Origin of the sequence: Bacillus sp. N3378-2at (assembly GCF_033412715.1) — a bacterium.
GTDB classification, from domain to species: Bacteria; Bacillota; Bacilli; order Bacillales; family Bacillaceae; genus Bacillus; species Bacillus subtilis.
The window spans coordinates 3,925,208-3,950,447 of record NZ_CP117986.1; the positions used below are offsets into that span (position 1 = coordinate 3,925,208).

Sequence of the window (25,240 nt, forward strand, 5' to 3'; positions counted from 1 at the left end):
TCAGGCCCTTTCTATCTTTTCTTTAATTTCTTTCATTTGGCTGAGGTGCCGTTTTTCATGATGGCCGATAAAATCGATCCACTGTCTGACAGTCAGCTCTTGAAACACAGGATGCGGAAGCACTCTTTCAAAATCTTCTTCTTTCAGAGAGGCAATCGCAGCAGTCAGCTGCTCTCTTACCACATCAAGCTCACGTTTCATTTGGCTGCCTGAAATAAAATCATGCGCAGGCTCAAGATGACTCGGGGCTTTCCGTTTATTATTTCTGTCCTGTGCGACCTCAAGCGATTTTTCTTCAATTTCTTTAATCGGAGCGTCCTTTACACGTTCCTTCAACATTTTTTGTGCGGTCATATCGATTTTTTTCAAATGGTCAAGAACTTCCCGTATGCTCCATTCTTCAGCAGAAGGCTTTTGATTCAGCTTTTCGTCAGAAAGTCCTTTCAATTCGTTCCACGTTTCTAATCTGGCTTCATTAAAGATACTCATCATATCTCCTCCTAAAATGACATTACCATATATATAAGCAATTATCATTTATAAAGCACTTCAAATAGGTTATTTGTCTTAAAATTTTGAAACCTTTCCCGTGGTGTCTCGTATAAATGGTAACGGCGGCCGTTCATCAATGCATTGATGAAGAAAGGATGAGGAAATTGGAGTTATTTGGAGTACCTATACAAACAATTTATCTTTATACGCTTATTATTGCGGGCAGCCTTACGCTGTTATTCCTGTTTTTCGGAGATGTATTTGCAGGGCTGTCAGAAGGCATTCCGTTTCTTAATCCGACATTAGTGCTCTCATTTTTCACATGTTTTTCAGCGGGCGGATATATAGGTGAACTCGTATTGCCTCTGTCAAGCTTGCTGATTGCGCTTTTATCTTGCATCCTTTCGATCATGCTGGTGGTATTGCTTCACATCTTTGTGCTGGTGCCATTATCATCTGCAGAAGAATCATTGGCATATAGAGAAGATGATCTCAGAGGAAGACTCGGTAAAGTGATTACAGCTGTGCCGGTTGACGGATTTGGTGAAGTGGTCATAGAAGGGATAGGCGGGACCATTTCAAAGTCAGCGGTCAGTTTTGATAATCAGCAGATCAGTTACGGGACAACGGTGTTAGTCGTAGATATTAACAACGGAGTTCTTTCGGTTACTCCGCATGAACCCATTTAATATACAAGGAGGAATTTGATATGACAATGCCGATTATAATGATCATCGGAGTTGTATTCTTTTTATTAATTGCACTAATAGCTGTGTTTATTACGAAGTATCGTACAGCAGGGCCTGATGAAGCGTTAATTGTAACGGGGAGCTATCTGGGCAATAAAAATGTTCATGTCGATGAAGGCGGCAACCGTATTAAAATCGTCCGCGGCGGAGGAACCTTTGTCCTTCCCGTCTTCCAGCAGGCAGAGCCGCTAAGCCTATTATCAAGCAAACTCGATGTTTCGACACCTGAAGTCTATACAGAACAAGGAGTGCCAGTAATGGCCGATGGAACTGCGATTATTAAAATCGGCGGTTCTATAGGAGAAATCGCTACAGCGGCCGAACAATTTTTAGGGAAATCAAAAGACGACCGTGAGCAGGAAGCGCGGGAGGTTTTAGAAGGCCACCTTCGTTCCATTCTCGGCTCAATGACAGTAGAAGAAATCTATAAAAACAGAGAAAAATTCTCTCAAGAGGTGCAGCGTGTCGCTTCACAGGATCTCGCGAAAATGGGGCTGGTAATCGTCTCGTTTACCATTAAAGATGTTCGTGATAAAAACGGTTATCTTGAATCATTAGGGAAACCGAGAATTGCCCAAGTAAAACGCGATGCTGATATCGCAACAGCAGAGGCTGATAAAGAAACCCGAATTAAGCGGGCAGAAGCCGATAAAGACGCAAAAAAATCAGAACTTGAACGGGCGACGGAAATCGCTGAAGCTGAAAAACTCAATCAGCTCAAAATGGCTGAATTCCGCAGAGAACAAGATACGGCAAAAGCGAATGCCGACCAAGCATATGATTTAGAGACTGCCAGAGCGCGCCAGCAAGTCACAGAGCAGGAAATGCAGGTTAAAATTATCGAACGCCAAAAACAAATAGAGCTAGAAGAAAAAGAAATTCTTCGCCGTGAACGTCAATACGACTCAGAGGTAAAGAAAAAAGCCGATGCAGACCGTTATTCTGTTGAGCAGTCCGCAGCAGCTGAGAAAGCCAAACAGCTCGCGGAAGCCGATGCCAAGAAGTACAGTATTGAAGCAATGGCAAAGGCTGAGGCGGAAAAAGTAAGAATTGACGGGCTAGCAAAAGCAGAAGCGGAAAAAGCGAAAGGAGAGACAGAGGCAGAGGTTATCCGCCTGAAAGGTCTTGCAGAAGCGGAAGCAAAAGAGAAAATTGCGGCTGCCTTTGAACAGTACGGGCAGGCGGCGATTTTCGATATGATTGTCAAAATGCTTCCGGAATACGCGAAACAAGCAGCGGCGCCTCTTTCAAATATTGATAAAATCACCGTTGTCGATACAGGAGGAAGCGGTGAATCAAGCGGAGCAAACAAAGTAACCAGCTATGCGACGAACTTAATGTCAAGTCTGCAAGAAAGTTTAAAAGCATCCTCAGGAATTGATGTAAAAGAAATGCTTGAGAACTTTTCAGGAAAAGGAAACGTAAAACAAAGCATTAATGAATTAACAAATGAAATCAAAGAAGCCAAAACGGTCCAAAAATCAGAGTAAGGAAAGGGCAGAACCGTATGGTAACTGTACGTGAAGCGAAGTTAGAGGATATAAAGGACATTGCAAAAGTGCATGTAGACAGCTGGAGGACAACATACCACGAAATTATCCCGATTGATTATTTAAACAGCCTGAACTATAAGGAATTTGAAGACAAATGGAAAAGTCGCTCGTTAAAAGGAGTATTTGTTGCTCAGGACGAAATGGATTCAGTATTCGGCTTTGCTTCATTTGGACCTATTCGCTCTGAACAAGAAGGCTATGACGGCGAGTTATACGCTATTTATCTTCTGGAAGAGCGCCAGCGGCAAGGTGCAGGCAGGGCGCTCTTAGCAAAAGGAGCGGAGTATTTGCTTCAACATGGCTTTTCAAGTATGTTTGTTTGGGTTATTGAGCAGAATCCCTCGATTATATTTTATCAGGCCTATTCACCTGAAAGAGTAGCGGAGGACAACTTTGAAATTGCCGGAGTAAGGCTGAAAGAAGTAGGTCTTGGCTGGCCGGATCTTTCAGCTTTAAAAACACTTCTTAACAGATAACGAACAATCCCCCAGCGGAATTCGCTGGGGGATTGTTACTTTTACGCTTTGTCACTTTTAAGCAGACGGGGTGCTGTCATAAATAATAAACATAGGACAATTGCACAAATAATGAATGAAGGAACCATGTAAGTCGCATTATAAGTTAAAGAATAAATCCATACCGGTGTTCCTTTTGGAGCAAAGCTGCCGAAAAACACAGCTCCTGAAATGACATGCGCGGCATAGCGCAGCAAACTGCCGATAAAAACTGCGCTGACCACTGAAACAATCAATTTCCCTTTTGTTTTTGATACAGCGGCTTTACGGACAGAAGAAGCGAAACAGCCGCTTATGCCGATTGCTGCGAAAGCGACAATGTAATCTAACAATAGCTGTACAGGATGTTGAGCAAACAAGTTTCCGATTGCTATTTGTACTAGACCTGTCAACAAACCTGTAGTAAGACCTGCTTTGACACCCCAGCGAAACGAAATTAAAAAGATCGGAATCATCATGATGGAGACCGAGCCTCCTTGAGGCATGCTAAGAAACATTCCTGAGACAATGTCTAAAATAACGGCTGCCGCTGTCATAATGGCAATTTCAATAAGGCGAACCAGTTGCTTAGATTGATTCATATCTATCTCCTTCCATTGACAGACAACCAAAAGGACAACAAAAAAGCAGCACGCGGAAGGATGAGAAAAGTTCCACGCACTGCTTTACGATCTGCAATTCATTTGACTTTGCCACATCCCTACGCCAGCGTTAACTAACAGGTTCAAAGGGTCAGAACGAAACCGCTCACTCTCAGCTTTAATGCTCCCCTTGTGGTCATCAGTATTTAGTTCGTTTCTACTATACAAGAAAACGAAAAAAACAACAAGATCACATGACTGATGTATATGTTCTTTTAAGAAACTTATATGATACACACGCTTTAGAAATCATGGCGAGGATTATAGTTTATTTGTTTTATAGATTTTTTTAAAAAAACTATTGCAATAAATAAATACAGGTGTTATATTATTAAACGTCGCTGATGCACAGCGGACACAAACTAGATGCTTCAAAACAACTTGAAAAAAGTTGTTGACAAAAAAGAAGCTGAATGTTATATTAGTAAAGCTGCTTCATTGAGAAGTAACGAAATGATCTTTGAAAACTAAACAAGACAAAACGTACCTGTTAATTCAGTTTTTAAAAATCGCACTGCGATGTGCGTAGTCAGTCAAACTAGGGCCTGCACGACGCAGGTCACACAGGTGTCGCCGCAGGATGCGGTGAACTTAACCTGTGATCCATTTATCGGAGAGTTTGATCCTGGCTCAGGACGAACGCTGGCGGCGTGCCTAATACATGCAAGTCGAGCGGACAGATGGGAGCTTGCTCCCTGATGTTAGCGGCGGACGGGTGAGTAACACGTGGGTAACCTGCCTGTAAGACTGGGATAACTCCGGGAAACCGGGGCTAATACCGGATGGTTGTTTGAACCGCATGGTTCAAACATAAAAGGTGGCTTCGGCTACCACTTACAGATGGACCCGCGGCGCATTAGCTAGTTGGTGAGGTAACGGCTCACCAAGGCAACGATGCGTAGCCGACCTGAGAGGGTGATCGGCCACACTGGGACTGAGACACGGCCCAGACTCCTACGGGAGGCAGCAGTAGGGAATCTTCCGCAATGGACGAAAGTCTGACGGAGCAACGCCGCGTGAGTGATGAAGGTTTTCGGATCGTAAAGCTCTGTTGTTAGGGAAGAACAAGTACCGTTCGAACAGGGCGGTACCTTGACGGTACCTAACCAGAAAGCCACGGCTAACTACGTGCCAGCAGCCGCGGTAATACGTAGGTGGCAAGTGTTGTCCGGAATTATTGGGCGTAAAGGGCTCGCGGGCGGTTTCTTAAGTCTGATGTGAAAGCCCCCGGCTCAACCGGGGAGGGTCATTGGAAACTGGGGAACTTGAGTGCAGAAGAGGAGAGTGGAATTCCACGTGTAGCGGTGAAATGCGTAGAGATGTGGAGGAACACCAGTGGCGAAGGCGACTCTCTGGTCTGTAACTGACGCTGAGGAGCGAAAGCGTGGGGAGCGAACAGGATTAGATACCCTGGTAGTCCACGCCGTAAACGATGAGTGCTAAGTGTTAGGGGGTTTCCGCCCCTTAGTGCTGCAGCTAACGCATTAAGCACTCCGCCTGGGGAGTACGGTCGCAAGACTGAAACTCAAAGGAATTGACGGGGGCCCGCACAAGCGGTGGAGCATGTGGTTTAATTCGAAGCAACGCGAAGAACCTTACCAGGTCTTGACATCCTCTGACAATCCTAGAGATAGGACGTCCCCTTCGGGGGCAGAGTGACAGGTGGTGCATGGTTGTCGTCAGCTCGTGTCGTGAGATGTTGGGTTAAGTCCCGCAACGAGCGCAACCCTTGATCTTAGTTGCCAGCATTCAGTTGGGCACTCTAAGGTGACTGCCGGTGACAAACCGGAGGAAGGTGGGGATGACGTCAAATCATCATGCCCCTTATGACCTGGGCTACACACGTGCTACAATGGACAGAACAAAGGGCAGCGAAACCGCGAGGTTAAGCCAATCCCACAAATCTGTTCTCAGTTCGGATCGCAGTCTGCAACTCGACTGCGTGAAGCTGGAATCGCTAGTAATCGCGGATCAGCATGCCGCGGTGAATACGTTCCCGGGCCTTGTACACACCGCCCGTCACACCACGAGAGTTTGTAACACCCGAAGTCGGTGAGGTAACCTTTTAGGAGCCAGCCGCCGAAGGTGGGACAGATGATTGGGGTGAAGTCGTAACAAGGTAGCCGTATCGGAAGGTGCGGCTGGATCACCTCCTTTCTAAGGATATTATACGGAATATAAGACCTTGGGTCTTATAAACAGAACGTTCCCTGTCTTGTTTAGTTTTGAAGGATCATTCCTTCGAAACGTGTTCTTTGAAAACTAGATAACAGTAGACATCACATTCAATTAGTAACACAAGATATCACATAGTGATTCTTTTTAACGGTTAAGTTAGAAAGGGCGCACGGTGGATGCCTTGGCACTAGGAGCCGATGAAGGACGGGACGAACACCGATATGCTTCGGGGAGCTGTAAGCAAGCTTTGATCCGGAGATTTCCGAATGGGGAAACCCACCACTCGTAATGGAGTGGTATCCATATCTGAATTCATAGGATATGAGAAGGCAGACCCGGGGAACTGAAACATCTAAGTACCCGGAGGAAGAGAAAGCAAATGCGATTCCCTGAGTAGCGGCGAGCGAAACGGGATTAGCCCAAACCAAGAGGCTTGCCTCTTGGGGTTGTAGGACACTCTGTACGGAGTTACAAAGGAACGAGGTAGATGAAGAGGTCTGGAAAGGCCCGCCATAGGAGGTAACAGCCCTGTAGTCAAAACTTCGTTCTCTCCTGAGTGGATCCTGAGTACGGCGGAACACGTGAAATTCCGTCGGAATCCGGGAGGACCATCTCCCAAGGCTAAATACTCCCTAGTGACCGATAGTGAACCAGTACCGTGAGGGAAAGGTGAAAAGCACCCCGGAAGGGGAGTGAAAGAGATCCTGAAACCGTGTGCCTACAAGTAGTCAGAGCCCGTTAACGGGTGATGGCGTGCCTTTTGTAGAATGAACCGGCGAGTTACGATCCCGTGCAAGGTTAAGCAGAAGATGCGGAGCCGCAGCGAAAGCGAGTCTGAATAGGGCGCATGAGTACGTGGTCGTAGACCCGAAACCAGGTGATCTACCCATGTCCAGGGTGAAGTTCAGGTAACACTGAATGGAGGCCCGAACCCACGCACGTTGAAAAGTGCGGGGATGAGGTGTGGGTAGGGGTGAAATGCCAATCGAACCTGGAGATAGCTGGTTCTCTCCGAAATAGCTTTAGGGCTAGCCTCAAGGTAAGAGTCTTGGAGGTAGAGCACTGATTGGACTAGGGGCCCCTACCGGGTTACCGAATTCAGTCAAACTCCGAATGCCAATGACTTATCCTTGGGAGTCAGACTGCGAGTGATAAGATCCGTAGTCGAAAGGGAAACAGCCCAGACCGCCAGCTAAGGTCCCAAAGTATACGTTAAGTGGAAAAGGATGTGGAGTTGCTTAGACAACCAGGATGTTGGCTTAGAAGCAGCCACCATTTAAAGAGTGCGTAATAGCTCACTGGTCGAGTGACTCTGCGCCGAAAATGTACCGGGGCTAAACGTATCACCGAAGCTGCGGACTGTTCTTCGAACAGTGGTAGGAGAGCGTTCTAAGGGCTGTGAAGCCAGACCGGAAGGACTGGTGGAGCGCTTAGAAGTGAGAATGCCGGTATGAGTAGCGAAAGAGGGGTGAGAATCCCCTCCACCGAATGCCTAAGGTTTCCTGAGGAAGGCTCGTCCGCTCAGGGTTAGTCGGGACCTAAGCCGAGGCCGAAAGGCGTAGGCGATGGACAACAGGTTGATATTCCTGTACCACCTCCTCACCATTTGAGCAATGGGGGGACGCAGGAGGATAGGGTAAGCGCGGTATTGGATATCCGCGTCCAAGCAGTTAGGCTGGGAAATAGGCAAATCCGTTTCCCATAAGGCTGAGCTGTGATGGCGAGCGAAATATAGTAGCGAAGTTCCTGATTCCACACTGCCAAGAAAAGCCTCTAGCGAGGTGAGAGGTGCCCGTACCGCAAACCGACACAGGTAGGCGAGGAGAGAATCCTAAGGTGATCGAGAGAACTCTCGTTAAGGAACTCGGCAAAATGACCCCGTAACTTCGGGAGAAGGGGTGCTCTGTTAGGGTGCAAGCCCGAGAGAGCCGCAGTGAATAGGCCCAGGCGACTGTTTAGCAAAAACACAGGTCTCTGCGAAGCCGTAAGGCGAAGTATAGGGGCTGACGCCTGCCCGGTGCTGGAAGGTTAAGAGGAGCGCTTAGCGTAAGCGAAGGTGCGAATTGAAGCCCCAGTAAACGGCGGCCGTAACTATAACGGTCCTAAGGTAGCGAAATTCCTTGTCGGGTAAGTTCCGACCCGCACGAAAGGCGCAACGATCTGGGCACTGTCTCAACGAGAGACTCGGTGAAATTATAGTACCTGTGAAGATGCAGGTTACCCGCGACAGGACGGAAAGACCCCGTGGAGCTTTACTGCAGCCTGATATTGAATGTTGGTACAGCTTGTACAGGATAGGTAGGAGCCTTGGAAACCGGAGCGCCAGCTTCGGTGGAGGCATCGGTGGGATACTACCCTGGCTGTATTGACCTTCTAACCCGCCGCCCTTATCGGGCGGGGAGACAGTGTCAGGTGGGCAGTTTGACTGGGGCGGTCGCCTCCTAAAAGGTAACGGAGGCGCCCAAAGGTTCCCTCAGAATGGTTGGAAATCATTCGCAGAGTGTAAAGGCACAAGGGAGCTTGACTGCGAGACCTACAAGTCGAGCAGGGACGAAAGTCGGGCTTAGTGATCCGGTGGTTCCGCATGGAAGGGCCATCGCTCAACGGATAAAAGCTACCCCGGGGATAACAGGCTTATCTCCCCCAAGAGTCCACATCGACGGGGAGGTTTGGCACCTCGATGTCGGCTCATCGCATCCTGGGGCTGTAGTCGGTCCCAAGGGTTGGGCTGTTCGCCCATTAAAGCGGTACGCGAGCTGGGTTCAGAACGTCGTGAGACAGTTCGGTCCCTATCCGTCGCGGGCGCAGGAAATTTGAGAGGAGCTGTCCTTAGTACGAGAGGACCGGGATGGACGCACCGCTGGTGTACCAGTTGTTCTGCCAAGGGCATCGCTGGGTAGCTATGTGCGGACGGGATAAGTGCTGAAAGCATCTAAGCATGAAGCCCCCCTCAAGATGAGATTTCCCATTTCGCAAGGAAGTAAGATCCCTGAAAGATGATCAGGTTGATAGGTCTGAGGTGGAAGTGTGGCGACACATGGAGCTGACAGATACTAATCGATCGAGGACTTAACCACATTTTGAATGATGTCACACCTGTTATCTAGTTTTGAGAGAACACTCTCAATTTGTTTGGTGGCGATAGCGAAGAGGTCACACCCGTTCCCATACCGAACACGGAAGTTAAGCTCTTCAGCGCCGAGGGTAGTCGGGGGTTTCCCCCTGTGAGAGTAGGACGCCGCCAAGCAATTGCACGTTAGTGCAAGTATGGAGGATTAGCTCAGCTGGGAGAGCATCTGCCTTACAAGCAGAGGGTCGGCGGTTCGAGCCCGTCATCCTCCACCATTTTTCATTATACATATCGGTTTTACATATATGCCGGTGTAGCTCAATTGGTAGAGCAACTGACTTGTAATCAGTAGGTTGGGGGTTCAAGTCCTCTTGCCGGCACCACTTTTATATGATATAATATTCAAGTCTATTGTAAGAAGAGCCATTAGCTCAGTTGGTAGAGCATCTGACTTTTAATCAGAGGGTCGAAGGTTCGAGTCCTTCATGGCTCACCATTTACATGTTGCGGATGTGGCGGAATTGGCAGACGCGCTAGAATCAGGCTCTAGTGTCTTTACAGACGTGGGGGTTCAAGTCCCTTCATCCGCACCATTTCTGCGGAAGTAGTTCAGTGGTAGAACACCACCTTGCCAAGGTGGGGGTCGCGGGTTCGAATCCCGTCTTCCGCTCCAACTATACCATCCACGCCGGGGTGGTGGAATTGGCAGACACACAGGACTTAAAATCCTGCGGTAGGTGACTACCGTGCCGGTTCAAGTCCGGCCCTCGGCATTAAGTTTTGCGCCCGTAGCTCAATTGGATAGAGCGTTTGACTACGGATCAAAAGGTTAGGGGTTCGACTCCTCTCGGGCGCGCCATGATCTATATGAAATCGGGAAGTAGCTCAGCTTGGTAGAGCACATGGTTTGGGACCATGGGGTCGCAGGTTCGAATCCTGTCTTCCCGACCATTCTTGGGGCCTTAGCTCAGCTGGGAGAGCGCCTGCTTTGCACGCAGGAGGTCAGCGGTTCGATCCCGCTAGGCTCCACTTGATTTCAAAAATATTTGGCGGTGTAGCTCAGCTGGCTAGAGCGTACGGTTCATACCCGTGAGGTCGGGGGTTCGATCCCCTCCGCCGCTACCAATGGACCTTTAGCTCAGTTGGTTAGAGCAGACGGCTCATAACCGTCCGGTCGTAGGTTCGAGTCCTACAAGGTCCACCACTATACGGAGGAATACCCAAGTCTGGCTGAAGGGATCGGTCTTGAAAACCGACAGGGGTGTCAAAGCCCGCGGGGGTTCGAATCCCTCTTCCTCCGCCATACATATTCCTAATCATCGCGGGGTGGAGCAGTTCGGTAGCTCGTCGGGCTCATAACCCGAAGGTCGCAGGTTCAAATCCTGCCCCCGCAACCAAATTTTAAAATGGTCCGGTAGTTCAGTTGGTTAGAATGCCTGCCTGTCACGCAGGAGGTCGCGGGTTCGAGTCCCGTCCGGACCGCCATTTAAATACTTAGGCTCGGTAGCTCAGTTGGTAGAGCAACGGACTGAAAATCCGTGTGTCGGCGGTTCGATTCCGTCCCGAGCCACCATTTATCAATTTATCAATATATTTTGGCGGTTGTGGCGAAGTGGTTAACGCACCAGATTGTGGCTCTGGCATTCGTGGGTTCGATTCCCATCAATCGCCCCAAATAAAAATTGCGGGTGTAGTTTAGTGGTAAAACCTCAGCCTTCCAAGCTGATGTCGTGGGTTCGATTCCCATCACCCGCTCCATTTCTATATCGTCATGGGCCTGTAGCTCAGCTGGTTAGAGCGCACGCCTGATAAGCGTGAGGTCGATGGTTCGAGTCCATTCAGGCCCACCATGACTTTTGTATTCCACAGTAGCTCAGTGGTAGAGCTATCGGCTGTTAACCGATCGGTCGCAGGTTCGAATCCTGCCTGTGGAGCCAAATGGAGAAGTACTCAAGTGGCTGAAGAGGCGCCCCTGCTAAGGGTGTAGGTCGTGTAAGCGGCGCGAGGGTTCAAATCCCTCCTTCTCCGCCATATGATTACAGATATAATAATTTTCGGCCCGTTGGTCAAGCGGTTAAGACACCGCCCTTTCACGGCGGTAACACGGGTTCGAATCCCGTACGGGTCATCCAGAAGCCTTGCATATCCTGCAAGGTTTTTTTGTTTTTTAAATCATGATATGTCTTAGATTTTGTTCTTTATTTTAAAAACAGACTACAAAAATCTCCATATATTTCGTTTTTCTTCAGAAAATGAAGTTAATTGTCTATAAGTATAAGCGCTTTCAGCAAAGGGCTTTTTTTTATTTCTTCGAATAAATACTATAAATGAAAACTATGATGTCAGAAAGGATGATTACATGGCCGCTGCCAGCCCGACAGCACATGATGTTTATCTTTTTCACGAAGGCAGTCTGTTTAAAAGCTATCAGCTGTTTGGCTCGCATTACCGCGAGCTGAATGGCAAAAGCGGATATGAATTCTGTGTGTGGGCGCCTCATGCGTCGGAAGTACGAGTGGCTGGAGATTTTAACAGCTGGTCTGGAGAAGAGCATGTGATGCACAGAGTGAATGATAATGGCATTTGGACGTTATTTATTCCAGGTATAGGAGAAAAGGAACGATATAAATATGAAATCGTGACGAATAACGGTGAGATCAGGCTGAAGGCAGATCCATACGCTATTTATTCAGAAGTCAGACCAAACACAGCGTCACTTACTTACGATTTGGAAGGATACAGCTGGCAAGATCAAAAATGGCAAAAGAAACAGAAGGCTAAGACGCTGTATGAAAAACCTGTTTTCATTTATGAACTGCATCTTGGGTCTTGGAAGAAGCATTCTGATGGCAGGCATTATTCCTATATAGAATTAAGTCAGACGCTTATCCCTTATATCAAGGAGCATGGGTTTACCCATATTGAACTGCTTCCGGTGTATGAGCATCCATATGATCGTTCATGGGGGTACCAAGGAACGGGGTATTACAGCCCGACAAGCAGGTTTGGCACGCCGCATGATCTGATGAAGTTTGTTGATGAATGTCATCAACAAAATATCGGAGTCATTTTGGATTGGGTCCCCGGACATTTTTGTAAAGATGCACATGGCCTTTATATGTTTGATGGAGAACCGCTTTATGAATACAAAGAAGAACGTGATCGGGAGAACTGGTTATGGGGCACGGCAAACTTTGACCTGGGAAAACCGGAAGTTCATAGTTTTTTAATTTCGAATGCGTTGTACTGGGCGGAATTCTATCATATAGATGGATTTAGGGTTGATGCAGTGGCTAATATCTTGTATTGGCCAAATCAGGATGAACGCCACACGAATCCATATGCTGTTGAGTTTTTAAAAAAACTCAATCAAACCATGAGAGAGGCATATCCTTATGTGATGATGATTGCGGAAGATTCTACAGAATGGCCTCAAGTGACAGGTGCCGTTGAGGAAGGGGGGCTTGGTTTTCATTATAAATGGAATATGGGATGGATGAATGACGTACTGAAATACATGGAGACGCCGCCCGAAGAAAGGCGGCATTGTCATCAGCTTATCTCTTTTTCATTACTATATGCGTTTAGTGAACATTTTGTATTGCCGTTTTCTCATGATGAAGTCGTATACGGAAAAAAATCACTTCTTAATAAAATGCCTGGCGACTACTGGCAGAAGTTTGCCCAGTATCGGCTTTTGCTGGGCTATATGACAGTGCATCCCGGAAAGAAATTGATCTTTATGGGATCAGAGTTTGCCCAATTTGATGAATGGAAAGATACAGAACAGCTTGATTGGTTTTTGGACTCCTTCCCCATGCATCAGAAAGCCAGCGTTTTTACGCAAGACCTTCTCCGCTTTTACCAAAAAAGCAAAATCCTTTATGAGCATGACCATCGTGCACAATCATTTGAATGGATTGATGTCCATAATGACGAACAATCAATCTTTTCTTTTATTCGTTATGGCAAAAAGCACGGTGAGGCGCTTGTCATCATTTGTAATTTTACACCCGTGGTCTATCATCAATATGATGTTGGAGTTCCTTTTTTTACTCAATACATTGAAGTGCTTAACAGTGACAGTGAAACATATGGAGGGTCAGGGCAAATCAACAAAAAGCCGTTATCGGCTAAAAAGGGAGCACTTCATCATAAGCCGTGTTATATCACGATGACCATCCCCCCTTACGGCATCTCGATTTTACGGGCGGTTAAAAAAAGAGGAGAGATAAAAAGATGAAAAAACAATGTGTAGCCATGCTCCTTGCCGGCGGAAAGGGCAGCCGTCTCAGCGGATTAACAAAAAATATGGCCAAACCGGCTGTATCTTTCGGGGGAAAATACAGGATTATTGATTTTACCCTAAGCAACTGTTCTAATTCAGGCATAGACACAGTCGGGATTTTAACGCAATATCAGCCGCTTGAACTGAATTCCTATATTGGGATCGGCAGTGCATGGGACCTGGATAGATATAATGGCGGCGTGACGGTTTTACCCCCTTATGCCGAGTCATCAGAAGTCAAATGGTATAAAGGGACGGCAAGCGCCATTTATGAAAATCTCAATTATTTGAATCAGTATGATCCTGAGTATGTACTGATTTTATCAGGAGATCACATATACAAAATGGACTACGGCAAAATGCTTGATTATCACATTGAAAAGAAAGCAGATGTGACCATCTCTGTCATCGAAGTGGGCTGGGAGGAAGCAAGCCGATTCGGCATCATGAAGGCCAATCCAGATGGGACGATCACACATTTTGATGAAAAGCCCAAATTCCCTAAGAGCAATCTTGCCTCAATGGGAATTTATATATTCAATTGGCCGCTTTTGAAACAGTATCTTGAGATGGACGATCAAAACCCTTATTCTAGCCACGACTTCGGCAAAGACATTATTCCTCTGCTTTTGGAGGAGAAAAAGAAGCTTTCTGCTTATCCGTTCAAGGGATATTGGAAGGATGTCGGAACGGTGCAGAGCTTGTGGGAAGCCAATATGGATTTGTTAAAAGAGGACTCGGAGCTGAAGCTGTTTGAACGCAAATGGAAAATTTACTCCGTCAATCCAAATCAGCCTCCGCAATTTATTTCATCTGATGCGCAGGTTCAAGATTCGCTTGTGAACGAAGGTTGTGTTGTATATGGAAATGTGTCTCACTCCGTTCTTTTTCAAGGTGTGACTGTCGGTAAGCATACGACTGTTACATCATCCGTCATAATGCCGGATGTGACGATTGGGGAGCATGTAGTCATTGAAAATGCCATCGTTCCTAATGGGATGGTGCTGCCGGATGGCGCAGTGATTCGCTCCGAAAAAGACATTGAAGAGGTGCTGCTCGTTTCAGAGGAATTTGTAGAAAAAGAATTGATTTAATTACTGAAGAGGGGGCAGAGTCAGTGTTCAATAATCAAATGTTAGGTGTTATAGATGAAACCACATATAAGCATTCTCTTCAGGATTTAACAGCACAGCGGTCGCTCGGGGCGATCCCTTTTGCCGGCAGGTACCGACTGATTGATTTTATGCTTTCCAACATGGTGAATGCGGATATTAGGAGTGTTGCAATTTTTCCGAAGTATCGTTACCGTTCGCTCATGGATCACCTTGGGGCGGGTAAAGAATGGGATTTGCATCGGAAAAAGGACGGCCTCTTTTTTTTCCCGTCTCCCCATCTTCATCACGAATACGATGAATTCGGTTCCTTTCGCCAGTTTTCGGACCATCTAGATTACTTCCACAGAAGCACTCAGCAATATGCTGTAATCTCCAACAGCCATACCGTATGCAACATTCAATTTCAATATGTGCTGAAACGCCATCAGGAGGTTGGCTGCGACGTCACCGAGGTATTTCAGGACGGCCAGTCGCTGCAAATCTATATCATGTCAACAACGCTTTTAAAGGATCTGATCTACGGACATAGTGAAAAAGGCTATAAAACCATTCAGGAGGCTGTTGAAAAGGAATCTTCCGCCCTGACCATTTGCCCTTATGAATATTCAGGTTATGCCGCTGTCATTGATTCGGTGGAAAAATATTATACCCACAGTATGGAGCTCATTCAGCCTCGTTTTTGGCAGCAGGTGTTTTTGCCGCAGCAGCCGATCTATACAAAAGTGAAGGATGAGCCGCCTACGAAATACGGAAAGCACAGCACTGTCAAAAATTCTTTGGTGGCAAACGGCTGTGTGCTTGAAGGAGAGGTTGAAAACTGCATTTTGTTCAGGGCGGTCCATGTCGGAAAGGGAACAAAGCTGAAAAACTGTATTATTATGCAAAAAACGCAGATTGGAGAGGATTGTCTTCTTGAGCAGGTCATTTCGGATAAGGACGTTAAAATCGGCAAGGCGACGGAAGCTGCAGGAACAGCTGAGCAGCCGCTTGTATTAAGAAAAGGTTTGGTGCAAGGAGAGCTGATGAATTCTTGAAGATATTACTTGCTGTGTCAGAATGCACCCCATTTGTTAAATCAGGAGGTCTTGCCGATGTAGCAGGCGCTCTGCCAAAGGCACTTGCGCGATTAGGCAATGCAGTAGCTGTGATGCTGCCGAAGTACAGCCAAATACCTGAACCGTGGAAAAAGCGTATGAAAAAAAAGGCTGAGTGTACGGTAGCTGTCGGCTGGCGTCAGCAATATTGCGGAATTGAACATATGGCCGAAGACGATGTGAATTATTACTTCATCGACAATGAGTACTATTTCAACAGGGATTCGTTGTACGGGCATTATGATGACGGTGAGCGGTTTGCCTATTTTTCAAGAGCTGTGCTGGAGGCTGCCAAAGTTGTGAATGTTCCAGCCGATATTGTTCATACTCACGATTGGCATACAGCGATGGTCAATTATTTGCTGAAAGAGGAGTACAGAAAACATCCTTTTTATGAACGGATGAAAAGCGTGCTCACGATCCACAACCTGCAGTTTCAAGGCATATTCCCTCCTGATGTCACACATGACTTGCTGGGTCTTGAGATGGATCATTTTCATTATGAAAGGTTAGAATGCAATAGTTTTGTTAATTTTATGAAGGCGGGCATCATTGCGGCTGATCATGTGACGACTGTGAGCCCCACTTACAGAAATGAAATCTTGACGCCGTATTATGGTGAGCAGCTGGAGCAGGTTTTGCAATATAGGGAAGATGATGTAACCGGCATATTAAATGGCATTGATGATACGTTCTATCAGCCGAAAAGCGACCCTTATATAGAGGCGCAATACGATTCAGGGGATCTTGCATGCAAGCTGGAAAACAAAACGAAGCTTCAGCGGCGGATGGGGCTTCCAGAGAAAAACGATATTCCGCTGATCAGTATGGTGACAAGGCTCACTAAACAAAAGGGGCTTGATCTGGTCCGCAGAATTATGCACGAACTTCTTGAGGAGCAAGACATACAGCTGGTTGTGCTGGGCACAGGAGAACGTGAATTTGAAGATTATTTCCGGTATGCAGAATTTGCTTTTCATGAGAAGTGCCGGGCTTATATCGGATTTGATGAGCCGCTAGCCCATCAAATTTATGCGGGCTCTGATATGTTTTTGATGCCGTCGAAATTTGAGCCGTGCGGTTTGGGGCAGCTCATTGCTCTTCAATATGGCGCCATTCCGATTGTCAGGGAAACGGGCGGTCTTTACGACACTGTCCGTGCCTATCAGGAGGAAGAGGGAACGGGCAATGGCTTTACGTTTTCCGCCTTTAATGCGCATGATTTGAAATTTACGATTGAACGAGCGCTGGCGTTTTATCGCCAACAGGATGTATGGAAGAGCATCGTGAAGACCGCTATGAATGCAGATTACAGCTGGGGGAAGTCGGCTAAAGAGTATCAGCGTATTTTCGAGCAGGTGACAAGGAGTGGACGGGATGTTCTCGAGTAAAGAACGCTTTGCAGACTTATTTTTAAAGCGTCTGGAAATGACGTGCGGAAAAAGCTTTAAAGATTCTGTCAAGCTGGATCAATATAAAACGTTGGGCAATATGGTCAGAGAGTATATCAGCGCTAATTGGATCGAGACGAATGAAAAAAGCAGATCAAATTCCGGGAAGCAGACATATTATTTATCAATCGAATTTCTGCTCGGTCAGCTCCTTGAGCAAAACTTAATGAATCTTGGTGTTCGTGATGTTGTAGAAGCTGGTTTAAAGGAAATCGGCATCAATTTAGAGGAGATCCTTCAGATAGAGAACGATGCAGGTCTCGGCAATGGCGGACTTGGGCGCTTGGCCGCTTGCTTTTTAGATTCGCTTGCTTCGTTGAACCTGCCTGGGCACGGGATGGGCATACGTTATAAGCATGGTTTGTTTGAGCAAAAAATTGTAGACGGGCATCAGGTGGAGCTGCCTGAGCAATGGCTGAAAAACGGGAACGTATGGGAAGTAAGGAATGCGGATCAAGCAGTGGACGTGCCGTTTTGGGGCGAAGTCCATATGACAGAAAAAAGCGGGCGCCTGCATTTTCGCCACGAACAAGCGACAATTGTTACCGCTGTTCCTTATGATATCCCGATTATCGGCTATGAAACAGGCACTGTCAACACGTTAAGGCTTTGGAACGCCGAGCCCTATGCGCATTATCACGGCGGTAATATTTTGTCTTATAAGCGAGAAACAGAAGCGGTTTCTGAATTCTTATATCCCGATGACACCCATGATGAGGGAAAAATTTTACGGCTGAAGCAGCAGTATTTTTTAGTATGCGCAAGCTTAAAAAGCATTGTGAACAATTACCGAAAAACACATAAATCTTTATCCGGCCTGCATAAAGAAGTGAGCATTCATATTAATGACACTCACCCTGCGCTTGCGGTGCCTGAGCTGATGCGGATTTTGCTCGATGAAGAGAACATGAGCTGGGAAGAAGCTTGGCATATCACTGTACATACGATTTCTTATACAAATCATACAACATTGTCAGAAGCGCTCGAGAAATGGCCGATTCATTTGTTTAAGCCGCTGCTCCCGCGAATGTACATGATTATTGAAGAGATCAATGAGAGGTTTTGCCGCGCAGTTTGGGAAAAGTATCCGGGAGACTGGAAAAGGATAGAGGACATGGCGATTACAGCGCATGGTGTTGTCAAAATGGCTCATCTGGCCATAGTAGGCAGTTACAGTGTAAATGGCGTTGCAAAAATACATTCCGATATATTAAAGGAAAGGGAGATGCGTGACTTTCACCTGCTGTTCCCGAATCGTTTTAACAATAAGACGAATGGAATTGCCCACAGGCGCTGGCTGTTAAAAGCGAATCCAGGCTTGTCTGCCATCATTACAGAGGCGATCGGCGATGAATGGGTCAAGCAGCCGGAATCACTGATCCGTTTAGAACCGTACGCCACTGATCCTGCATTTATTGAACAGTTTCAAAACAACAAAAGCAAGAAAAAACAAGAGCTTGCCGATTTGATTTTTTGCACGGCCGGGGTGGTTGTGAACCCTGACAGCATATTCGACGTACAGGTGAAACGGCTTCATGCATATAAACGGCAGCTGCTGAATGTTCTTCACATTATGTATTTGTATAACCGGCTCAAGGAGGACGCCGGGTTTTCAATCTACCCGCAAACCTTTATTTTCGGGGCAAAGGCTTCACCAAGCTATTATTATGCCAAGAAAATCATTAAGCTGATCCATTCTGTCGCAGAAAAAGTCAATTATGATCCGGCAGTCAAACAGCTGATCAAAGTTGTTTTTTTAGAAAATTATAGAGTTTCTATGGCTGAGCGAATTTTTACGGCATCAGACGTAAGTGAGCAAATTTCAACCGCAAGCAAGGAAGCGTCTGGTACAGGGAATATGAAGTTTATGATGAACGGGGCTTTGACGATCGGCACGCATGACGGCGCAAATATCGAGATCCTTGAGCGGGTGGGCCCTGATTGTATTTACACGTTCGGCTTAAAGGCGGATGAAGTTCTATCGTATCAGGAAAACGGCGGCTATAGATCGAGGGAATATTATCAGCATGACAGAAGAATCAGGCAGGTAGCGGATCAGTTGATCAATGGTTTTTTTGAAGGAGAGGCAGATGAATTTGAATCGATCTTTGACTCGCTGCTTCCGCATAATGATGAGTATTTTGTGCTGAAGGATTTCAGCTCATATGCAGATGCGCAGGAGCGAATTCAAGCTGATTATCGGGAGCGAAGGAAATGGTCTGAGCGTTCGATTGTAAACATTGCTCATTCTGGATATTTCTCCAGCGACCGCACGATCCGGGAATATGCGAAGGACATTTGGGGCATCAAGCCGATGATGTGAAAAAGCCGCTGTATAAGCGGCTTTTTTTGTTCACAGATTCATTGAATTGATTGTAAAGGATAAGAACGTCGCAAATGCACTCCATAAATAATAAGGCAAAAGAAGATAGCTTGCGGCTCTGTTGTATTTTTTGGCAATGATCAGTAATACGATTGCTGTGATGGCGACAAGCAGGCAGTCAAGCGATGCAGCCAGCAGATTTTTTTGCGTAAACTGGAAATAGCTGAAGGCTTGATTGAGCACGTAATTTATCAAAAGTGTAAACCGAAAGCTTTTCGCACCTTTAAATGAAAACGCAGCATATACAATGGCTGCTGAAAGGGAGATCAGGGCAAACAGGGTGGCCCAAATGATGCCGATCGCAGTTACGCTTGGCGTCCAGTCCGGTTTTTTCAATGAATTGTACCATTCTTGGTCCACAGGAAACAGGTAGCCTGCGGCTGAAAACAGCGCATATGTAATTACAAAAACGGCTAAAGCGCCGACAATCTTTTTCATATTTGCAACCTCCGCATGTATTTAATTACCCTTTATCTTATAAAGATCAAACCCCCGATATGCGGGGGAAATGATGGTCTTAAATAAGCTGCCGCAATGCGTTTGCTTTAATGCGTTCATATTCAAAAGCTGATTCTAATTCTTCCTTCGGTAAAGCCGACTTGCGGACGTATTTTTCGCGAATGACATCGTAAAGCTCGTAAGGAAACAGCATATCAATAAACATGACTTGTTTTTGTTCTTCAGTTAATGGGGCTCTGGATTCGTATGCGTTCAGCATGACATGAAATGTTTCTTCATCCCAAACGCCCGTCGTATCCAAAAGCGGAATAATCATTTTGCGCAAATCGCGAATAGGCAGATCGAATGAAACGGTATCTAAGTCAATGACCCAAATCTGTTCATTTTCCCCTAAGAGTGTATTTCCGGTTCCGTAATCCTGGTGGCAAAGGTTAGGGCTTTTTTTCAGCTGTTCAGTCCATGGAACATAGGTCGACTGCAAAAGCCGGTCTTTGATGCGCAGCCCGTCTTCAATAAAGCCATCTATCTCCTGAAGATAAAACTGTGAGAAAGGATCTTCTTTTTCCGCCTCCGCCATCAGCTTCCACGTTTCCATCTGTTTGCATCGTTTCGTGTAGTGATTCGGCCAGCGACCTAATTTGGTAAATACGGGAACGCCATTTGGCGGCTGATATCCGACGGAAGCTGTATGAAAATCAGCAAGGCCTTTCATGATAAACTCCAAGTCCTGCTTTACAGTCAGCTCAAACGGCCTTCCTTCGATCCAGTCATATACGACAAATAGAAATGAGCCGTGCTTGGAATATAGGCTGCCTTTTTTGTTTGGGAGTATGCCAGGAACATTCATGCCTTTTTTTGCTAAATAGTCCTGCGCGAAAATGGAAAACAACGCTTTCTTTTCTGGCCTGTGTATTCGTTTTAGACAAAGCGCGCCGGAGTCTGTGTGGACCTTCCAGACAAGCGCCATCTGATTTCCCTGAATGACGTCTATTTTTTCAGCCTGCACATCCCATCCTTGAAGCACATTTTCAGCCAGCTCCGTTAATTTTTTTGCATCTTCTGCTGATAAAGGAAGCTCTGATGAATTCCCCTCCTCAATGACTTCATGGTTTTCTGCCATTAAAGGACACATCCTTACCTGTTTTACTCCTACCTTATGAATCAAAAGGAAAAAATGATTGAGATATTTGACTATATTTAATAGATGAATATGGTTGTTTACCCGTTTTGTTTTTAGGGCAGTCCCATTCCGCACAAGTTGGTTGTTCAGCCGTATCATGATTCTAACTAGTTAAAAATCATGCAGGAATGGAGGCTATGTATGAAAATAGCACTGATCGCCACAGAGAAGCTTCCTGTCCCATCGGTTCGAGGAGGCGCCATTCAAATCTACCTAGAAGCGGTTGCCCCTTTAATTGCCAAAAAACATGAGGTGACTGTGTTTTCTATTAAAGATCCGAATCTCGCTGATAGAGAGAAGGTAGACGGTGTCCATTATGTACATTTGGATGAAGACCGTTATGAAGAAGCCGTTGGAGAAGAGCTGAAAAAGAGCCGTTTTGATCTTGTGCATGTTTGTAATCGCCCAAGCTGGGTTCCGAAATTGAAGAAAAAGGCGCCGGATGCTGTTTTTATTTTAAGCGTTCACAATGAAATGTTCGCTTACGATAAAATCAGCCAGGCGGAAGGCGAGATTTGCATCGACTCCGTAGCGCAGATTGTTACGGTCAGCGATTATATCGGACAGACGATCACAAGCCGTTTTCCGTCAGCACGATCAAAAACAAAAACGGTGTATTCCGGTGTGGATTTAAAAGCGTACCATCCCCGCTGGACGAATGAAGGACAGCGGGCTCGCGAAGAGATGCGAAGCGAGCTGGGGCTTCACGGCAAAAAAATCGTCTTGTTTGTCGGCCGGCTTAGCAAAGTCAAAGGCCCGCACATATTATTGCAGGCTTTGCCGGACATCATTGAGGAGCACCCCGATGTCATGATGGTGTTTATCGGGTCAAAATGGTTCGGAGATAATGAATTAAATAACTATGTCAAACATCTTCATACCCTTGGTGCGATGCAAAAGGATCATGTCACATTTATTCAATTTGTGAAGCCAAAGGACATTCCGCGCCTTTATACCATGTCAGATGTATTTGTATGCTCTTCGCAATGGCAGGAGCCTTTAGCAAGGGTGCATTATGAAGCGATGGCTGCGGGACTTCCTATTATTACAAGCAATCGGGGAGGCAATCCAGAGGTCATAGAGGAAGGGAAAAACGGCTACATCATTCATGACTTTGAAAATCCTAAACAATATGCCGAACGTATCAATGATTTGCTGAGCAGCTCGGAAAAGCGGGAACGGCTTGGGAAATACAGCCGCCGCGAGGCAGAAAACAAATTCGGCTGGCAGAGGGTGGCTGAAAATCTGCTCAGCGTCTATGAAAAGAACAGATAGAAGGGGTGAACAGAGTGTACCAAAAAGAGCATGAAGAACAGATTGTGTCCGAAATTCTCAGCTATTATCCGTTTCATATCGACCATGTGGCGCTGAAATCGAACAAAAGCGGACGCAAAATCTGGGAAGTCGAAACTGATCATGGCCCAAAGCTGCTAAAAGAAGCGCAAATGAAACCGGAGCGGATGCTTTTTATCACTCAGGCACACGCCCATTTACAAGAGCAAGGGCTGCCGATAGCGCCGATTCATCAAACAAAAAATGGCGGTAGCTGCTTGGGCACGGATCAGGTTTCTTACAGCTTATATGACAAAGTGACAGGAAAAGAAATGATTTACTATGATGCAGAGCAAATGAAAAAAGTCATGTCATTTGCCGGCCATTTTCATCATGCCTCAAAAGGATATGTTTGCACAGATGAAAGCAAGAAGAGAAGCAGGCTGGGAAAATGGCATAAATTGTACCGATGGAAGCTGCAGGAACTTGAAGGGAATATGCAGATCGCGGCATCCTATCCTGATGACGTATTTTCGCAAACTTTCTTAAAACATGCTGATAAAATGCTGGCAAGAGGAAAAGAAGCTCTTCAGGCGCTTGATGACTCAGAATACGAAACCTGGACAAAAGAAACGCTCGAGCATGGCGGATTCTGTTTTCAAGATTTTACATTGGCACGTTTGACAGAGATCGAAGGGGAGCCTTTTTTAAAGGAGCTTCACTCGATTACCTACGATTTGCCGTCAAGAGACCTTCGTATTCTGCTGAATAAAGTGATGGTTAAGCTTTCTGTATGGGATACTGATTTCATGGTTGCACTGCTTGCGGCCTATGACGCAGTGTATCCGCTCACAGAAAAACAGTACGAGGTACTTTGGATAGATCTCGCGTTTCCGCATTTGTTCTGTGCAATCGGGCACAAATATTATTTGAAGCAAAAGAAAACGTGGTCAGATGAGAAGTATAACTGGGCGCTGCAAAACATGATTTCTGTTGAAGGATCTAAAGATTCGTTTTTGGATAATCTGCCGGAACTGTATAAAAAGATAAAAGCGTATCGGGAGGCGAATTGACATGAGGTCATCGAGACAAAAAGCCTCTATTTCTAAACTGGATCTCGACCAATTCGTATTTACACCGCCTGGACCGATGGGGTGGCAGGCTCATGACTCAATCCCAGCTGAGAAGGGAGAAGAGGAGAAGCATTTAGATATGGGCAGCATTCGAGAGCTCCCTCACATCAATGCATCGAAAGAATATCAAGAAGAAACGAAGGAAAAGGAAACAGATCACAAAATCGTCGATGATGAAGAAGAAACAAAATTCGAAACCACTCCGGAGCCTGAGGAGGAGCGTGATTCGAAACGCTCAGCGCCCCCATATGAAGAAGAGGATGAAGAAGAACCAGACGTAGCAGAGGAAGCTAGAGTGGAAATCATTATTCTTCCAAGTGAATCTAAACCAGCTCCATGGTTTTCTCAAACCGTAAAGCGCAAGGCATAAAGTCATATTTATGCCTTTTTTCATGTTCTCTGCAGCAAAAAAACAGCCCGTTTTGCAACACGAGCTGTAGGTTTTATGTTTTTGCTTTCACAAAAAGCTATTGATAGATGATAAATCAAAATTTCGCGTCAGAAAAGGCGGCGGAAATTGTTTGTTTTTCGGGGTCAGAACGGATTGGTAAACAGTATTGAGCCTTTTGGCAGCATGGGTAAAGGTAAATAAAGCTTCTACATGCTTTCGGGCGTTTTTTGTCATTTTGTTCATTAATTCTTGATCTGTAAAGGCTCTGTCAATTGCTTTTGCAAATGAAGAAGGTTTGTTGTATCTGTCGATGACAAGGCCAGTGACTTCGTGTTTTACGACTTCACCGTTTCCGCCCCGGTTTGTGGTAATTAAGGGCGTGCCGGCCGCCATTGCTTCATAATTCACACGGGCGAGGGGTTCGTTCCACTGAGAGCTGCACACAAATACATCTGCCATCAGAAATAGGTTTGGGATGTCGTCTGCGGGAATGAATTTTGTAAAGATTATGTGGTCTCTGTATGGCAGCGCCAGCGTGCGCAGATAGGTGACATATTGGTTTTCGCTGTCATCGCTGAACCACTTCCCGCCTGCTATGACCAGTACAGCATCAGGGTGCTGCTGCAAAATCCGTCTCATGCTGTGAATGAGAAGGTGAGGTCCTTTTGTCGGGCTTAAGCGGCCGGCGAATAAAATAACTTTTTTATCTTCAATACCGTATTTTTTCCGGTATGTTTTTCTGACAGCCGAGCCTTTCATCGTCCAGACGGGCGGATAAGAGTTTAAATCAACGCCGGAATACACAACTTTTGTGATGTCCTCGGCTTCAGGGAAACGTTCAATGACGGTTTGTTTAATAAATTCGCTCACAGTTGTGATCATGGAGACATTGTCGAGTACTTCTTTTCCTTGCGCGAAGGTCATTTTTTTTTCTGAAAACATTTCGTTATGCAGGCTCAGAACGATCTTGCTGTTTGGTGAGGCTTTTTTATATAAAGAGACATTTAAAGGCCTGTTGAACACATGAATGAGATCAAAGGAAGAGGCTCGCAGCTCTTCGGCTACCGCCTCGCGGTAATGTTCTTTTGGCAGACGGATATAATGTACGCCGTCTTTTGTTTCTCTTTTTGGGAGCGATGGATCTTCTATTGAAAAAATGGTCAGGTCGTACCTGCTGCTGAAATAGGGCGTGACACCGTCAATCATCATTTGAATAGCGCCGCCGCGTACTGCGGGCGCCGGCAGCTTTTCTGTACAGATAAAGGCAAGCTTCATT

15 protein-coding genes, 21 tRNA genes, 3 rRNA genes, 1 pseudogene and 1 riboswitch are annotated in these 25,240 nt (G+C 46.1%); of the genes and pseudogenes, 35 read left to right on the forward strand and 5 right to left on the reverse strand.

Translation table 11 applies throughout. From position 1 onward, the window contains the following. Entirely contained in the window at positions 1-489 is a 489-nt protein-coding gene (locus PUN35_RS20985) for a DinB family protein (protein WP_033881498.1), read from the reverse strand. 167 nt (positions 490-656) lie between these two features. Here PUN35_RS20985 and PUN35_RS20990 point away from each other — a divergent pair, with 167 nt between their 5' ends. From PUN35_RS20990 to PUN35_RS21000, 3 genes are read left to right on the forward strand one after another with little or no spacing between them, the layout of a single operon-like run. Continuing rightward, a complete protein-coding gene (locus PUN35_RS20990) occupies positions 657-1,181 on the forward strand; it encodes an NfeD family membrane protein (RefSeq protein WP_032727091.1) in 525 nt (174 codons plus the stop codon). A gap of 20 nt (positions 1,182-1,201) precedes the next feature. Beyond that, a complete protein-coding gene (gene floT, locus PUN35_RS20995) occupies positions 1,202-2,731 on the forward strand; it encodes a flotillin lipid rafts scaffold protein FloT (RefSeq protein WP_014480656.1) in 1,530 nt (509 codons plus the stop codon). Between the two features lie 17 nt (positions 2,732-2,748). Continuing rightward, positions 2,749-3,270 carry a GNAT family N-acetyltransferase gene (locus PUN35_RS21000; protein ID WP_014480655.1) on the forward strand — a complete coding sequence of 174 codons (522 nt, stop codon included), beginning with the start codon at positions 2,749-2,751 and terminating at the stop codon, positions 3,268-3,270. Between the two features lie 41 nt (positions 3,271-3,311). On the opposite strand, the gene thiT is transcribed toward PUN35_RS21000, so the two are convergent. After that, a complete protein-coding gene (thiT, locus tag PUN35_RS21005) occupies positions 3,312-3,890 on the reverse strand; it encodes an energy-coupled thiamine transporter ThiT (RefSeq protein WP_003228966.1) in 579 nt (192 codons plus the stop codon). A gap of 99 nt (positions 3,891-3,989) precedes the next feature. Further along, positions 3,990-4,091: riboswitch (TPP riboswitch) on the reverse strand. 466 nt (positions 4,092-4,557) lie between these two features. Between thiT and PUN35_RS21010 the strand changes: the two genes are divergently transcribed. The 29 genes from PUN35_RS21010 to glgP all read left to right on the forward strand — a co-directional run bounded on the left by PUN35_RS21010 (position 4,558) and on the right by glgP (position 19,469). Then, positions 4,558-6,107: ribosomal RNA gene (locus PUN35_RS21010) — 16S ribosomal RNA — on the forward strand. A 170-nt stretch (positions 6,108-6,277) separates the two neighbouring features. Next, positions 6,278-9,205, forward strand: a 23S ribosomal RNA gene (locus PUN35_RS21015). Between the two features lie 54 nt (positions 9,206-9,259). Next, positions 9,260-9,375 (forward strand): 5S ribosomal RNA (rrf, locus tag PUN35_RS21020). The 16S, 23S and 5S rRNA genes sit together here with 21 tRNA genes alongside, the layout of an rRNA operon. Before the next feature lie 22 nt (positions 9,376-9,397). Further along, a tRNA-Val gene (locus PUN35_RS21025) sits at positions 9,398-9,473 on the forward strand. A 32-nt stretch (positions 9,474-9,505) separates the two neighbouring features. Then, a tRNA-Thr gene (locus tag PUN35_RS21030) sits at positions 9,506-9,581 on the forward strand. A 37-nt stretch (positions 9,582-9,618) separates the two neighbouring features. Next, positions 9,619-9,694, forward strand: a tRNA-Lys gene (locus PUN35_RS21035). Positions 9,695-9,704: 10 nt separating this feature from the next. Further along, positions 9,705-9,791, forward strand: a tRNA-Leu gene (locus tag PUN35_RS21040). 5 nt (positions 9,792-9,796) lie between these two features. After that, positions 9,797-9,871: transfer RNA gene (locus PUN35_RS21045), tRNA-Gly, on the forward strand. Between the two features lie 14 nt (positions 9,872-9,885). After that, a tRNA-Leu gene (locus PUN35_RS21050) sits at positions 9,886-9,971 on the forward strand. Between the two features lie 9 nt (positions 9,972-9,980). Continuing rightward, a tRNA-Arg gene (locus tag PUN35_RS21055) sits at positions 9,981-10,057 on the forward strand. A gap of 15 nt (positions 10,058-10,072) precedes the next feature. Then, positions 10,073-10,149 (forward strand) — tRNA-Pro (locus PUN35_RS21060). A gap of 5 nt (positions 10,150-10,154) precedes the next feature. Beyond that, positions 10,155-10,227: transfer RNA gene (locus tag PUN35_RS21065), tRNA-Ala, on the forward strand. Positions 10,228-10,246: 19 nt separating this feature from the next. After that, positions 10,247-10,323: transfer RNA gene (locus tag PUN35_RS21070), tRNA-Met, on the forward strand. A 2-nt stretch (positions 10,324-10,325) separates the two neighbouring features. Next, positions 10,326-10,402 (forward strand) — tRNA-Ile (locus PUN35_RS21075). A gap of 6 nt (positions 10,403-10,408) precedes the next feature. Next, a tRNA-Ser gene (locus PUN35_RS21080) sits at positions 10,409-10,501 on the forward strand. Between the two features lie 17 nt (positions 10,502-10,518). Beyond that, positions 10,519-10,595, forward strand: a tRNA-Met gene (locus PUN35_RS21085). A gap of 11 nt (positions 10,596-10,606) precedes the next feature. Further along, a tRNA-Asp gene (locus PUN35_RS21090) sits at positions 10,607-10,683 on the forward strand. Positions 10,684-10,695: 12 nt separating this feature from the next. Next, positions 10,696-10,771: transfer RNA gene (locus PUN35_RS21095), tRNA-Phe, on the forward strand. A 25-nt stretch (positions 10,772-10,796) separates the two neighbouring features. Then, positions 10,797-10,872 (forward strand) — tRNA-His (locus PUN35_RS21100). Positions 10,873-10,882: 10 nt separating this feature from the next. Next, positions 10,883-10,956 (forward strand) — tRNA-Gly (locus PUN35_RS21105). Positions 10,957-10,971: 15 nt separating this feature from the next. Next, positions 10,972-11,048 (forward strand) — tRNA-Ile (locus PUN35_RS21110). 12 nt (positions 11,049-11,060) lie between these two features. Beyond that, positions 11,061-11,135: transfer RNA gene (locus PUN35_RS21115), tRNA-Asn, on the forward strand. Positions 11,136-11,138: 3 nt separating this feature from the next. Continuing rightward, a tRNA-Ser gene (locus PUN35_RS21120) sits at positions 11,139-11,229 on the forward strand. Between the two features lie 25 nt (positions 11,230-11,254). Continuing rightward, positions 11,255-11,326 (forward strand) — tRNA-Glu (locus tag PUN35_RS21125). A gap of 231 nt (positions 11,327-11,557) precedes the next feature. Further along, positions 11,558-13,441 (forward strand): 1,4-alpha-glucan branching enzyme, encoded by a 1,884-nt coding sequence (glgB, locus tag PUN35_RS21130; protein WP_014480654.1) that lies wholly within the window; start codon positions 11,558-11,560, stop codon positions 13,439-13,441. Next, a complete protein-coding gene (locus PUN35_RS21135) occupies positions 13,438-14,580 on the forward strand; it encodes a glucose-1-phosphate adenylyltransferase (RefSeq protein WP_003229018.1) in 1,143 nt (380 codons plus the stop codon). The genes glgB and PUN35_RS21135 overlap by 4 nt, the downstream gene beginning before the upstream one ends. A gap of 23 nt (positions 14,581-14,603) precedes the next feature. After that, on the forward strand, positions 14,604-15,635 hold the full coding sequence (gene glgD / locus PUN35_RS21140; protein WP_004398841.1) for a glucose-1-phosphate adenylyltransferase subunit GlgD: 1,032 nt from the start codon (positions 14,604-14,606) through the stop codon (positions 15,633-15,635). After that, positions 15,632-17,086 (forward strand): glycogen synthase GlgA, encoded by a 1,455-nt coding sequence (gene glgA, locus PUN35_RS21145; protein WP_014480653.1) that lies wholly within the window; start codon positions 15,632-15,634, stop codon positions 17,084-17,086. The genes glgD and glgA overlap by 4 nt, the downstream gene beginning before the upstream one ends. Next, positions 17,073-19,469 (forward strand): glycogen phosphorylase GlgP, encoded by a 2,397-nt coding sequence (gene glgP, locus PUN35_RS21150; RefSeq protein ID WP_014480652.1) that lies wholly within the window; start codon positions 17,073-17,075, stop codon positions 19,467-19,469. Before glgA ends, glgP begins: the two co-directional genes overlap by 14 nt. 30 nt (positions 19,470-19,499) lie before the next feature. On the opposite strand, the gene PUN35_RS21155 is transcribed toward glgP, so the two are convergent. Together PUN35_RS21155 and cotI are read right to left on the reverse strand one after the other, a co-directional pair. Beyond that, the gene (locus PUN35_RS21155; protein WP_014480651.1) at positions 19,500-19,967 is read right to left on the reverse strand and encodes a TspO/MBR family protein; all 468 of its coding nucleotides are present in this window, start codon (positions 19,965-19,967) and stop codon (positions 19,500-19,502) included. 79 nt (positions 19,968-20,046) lie between these two features. Next, complete coding sequence (cotI, locus tag PUN35_RS21160; RefSeq protein WP_072592554.1) at positions 20,047-21,120, reverse strand: spore coat kinase CotI; 1,074 nt, start codon at positions 21,118-21,120, stop codon at positions 20,047-20,049. A gap of 189 nt (positions 21,121-21,309) precedes the next feature. On the opposite strand from cotI, the gene cotSA reads away from it, so the two are divergent. From cotSA to PUN35_RS21175, 3 genes are read left to right on the forward strand one after another with little or no spacing between them, the layout of a single operon-like run. Further along, positions 21,310-22,443, forward strand: coding sequence for a spore coat protein CotSA (cotSA, locus tag PUN35_RS21165; RefSeq protein ID WP_014480649.1), 1,134 nt, complete (start codon positions 21,310-21,312; stop codon positions 22,441-22,443). A gap of 14 nt (positions 22,444-22,457) precedes the next feature. Then, on the forward strand, positions 22,458-23,513 hold the full coding sequence (cotS, locus tag PUN35_RS21170; protein WP_014480648.1) for a spore coat putative kinase CotS: 1,056 nt from the start codon (positions 22,458-22,460) through the stop codon (positions 23,511-23,513). Position 23,514: 1 nt separating this feature from the next. Then, a complete protein-coding gene (locus PUN35_RS21175) occupies positions 23,515-23,943 on the forward strand; it encodes a hypothetical protein (RefSeq protein WP_014480647.1) in 429 nt (142 codons plus the stop codon). A 73-nt stretch (positions 23,944-24,016) separates the two neighbouring features. Here the strand turns inward: PUN35_RS21175 and PUN35_RS21180 are convergent. Beyond that, positions 24,017-25,239, reverse strand: a pseudogene (locus tag PUN35_RS21180) (glycosyltransferase family 4 protein). Position 25,240 lies beyond the last annotated feature (1 nt).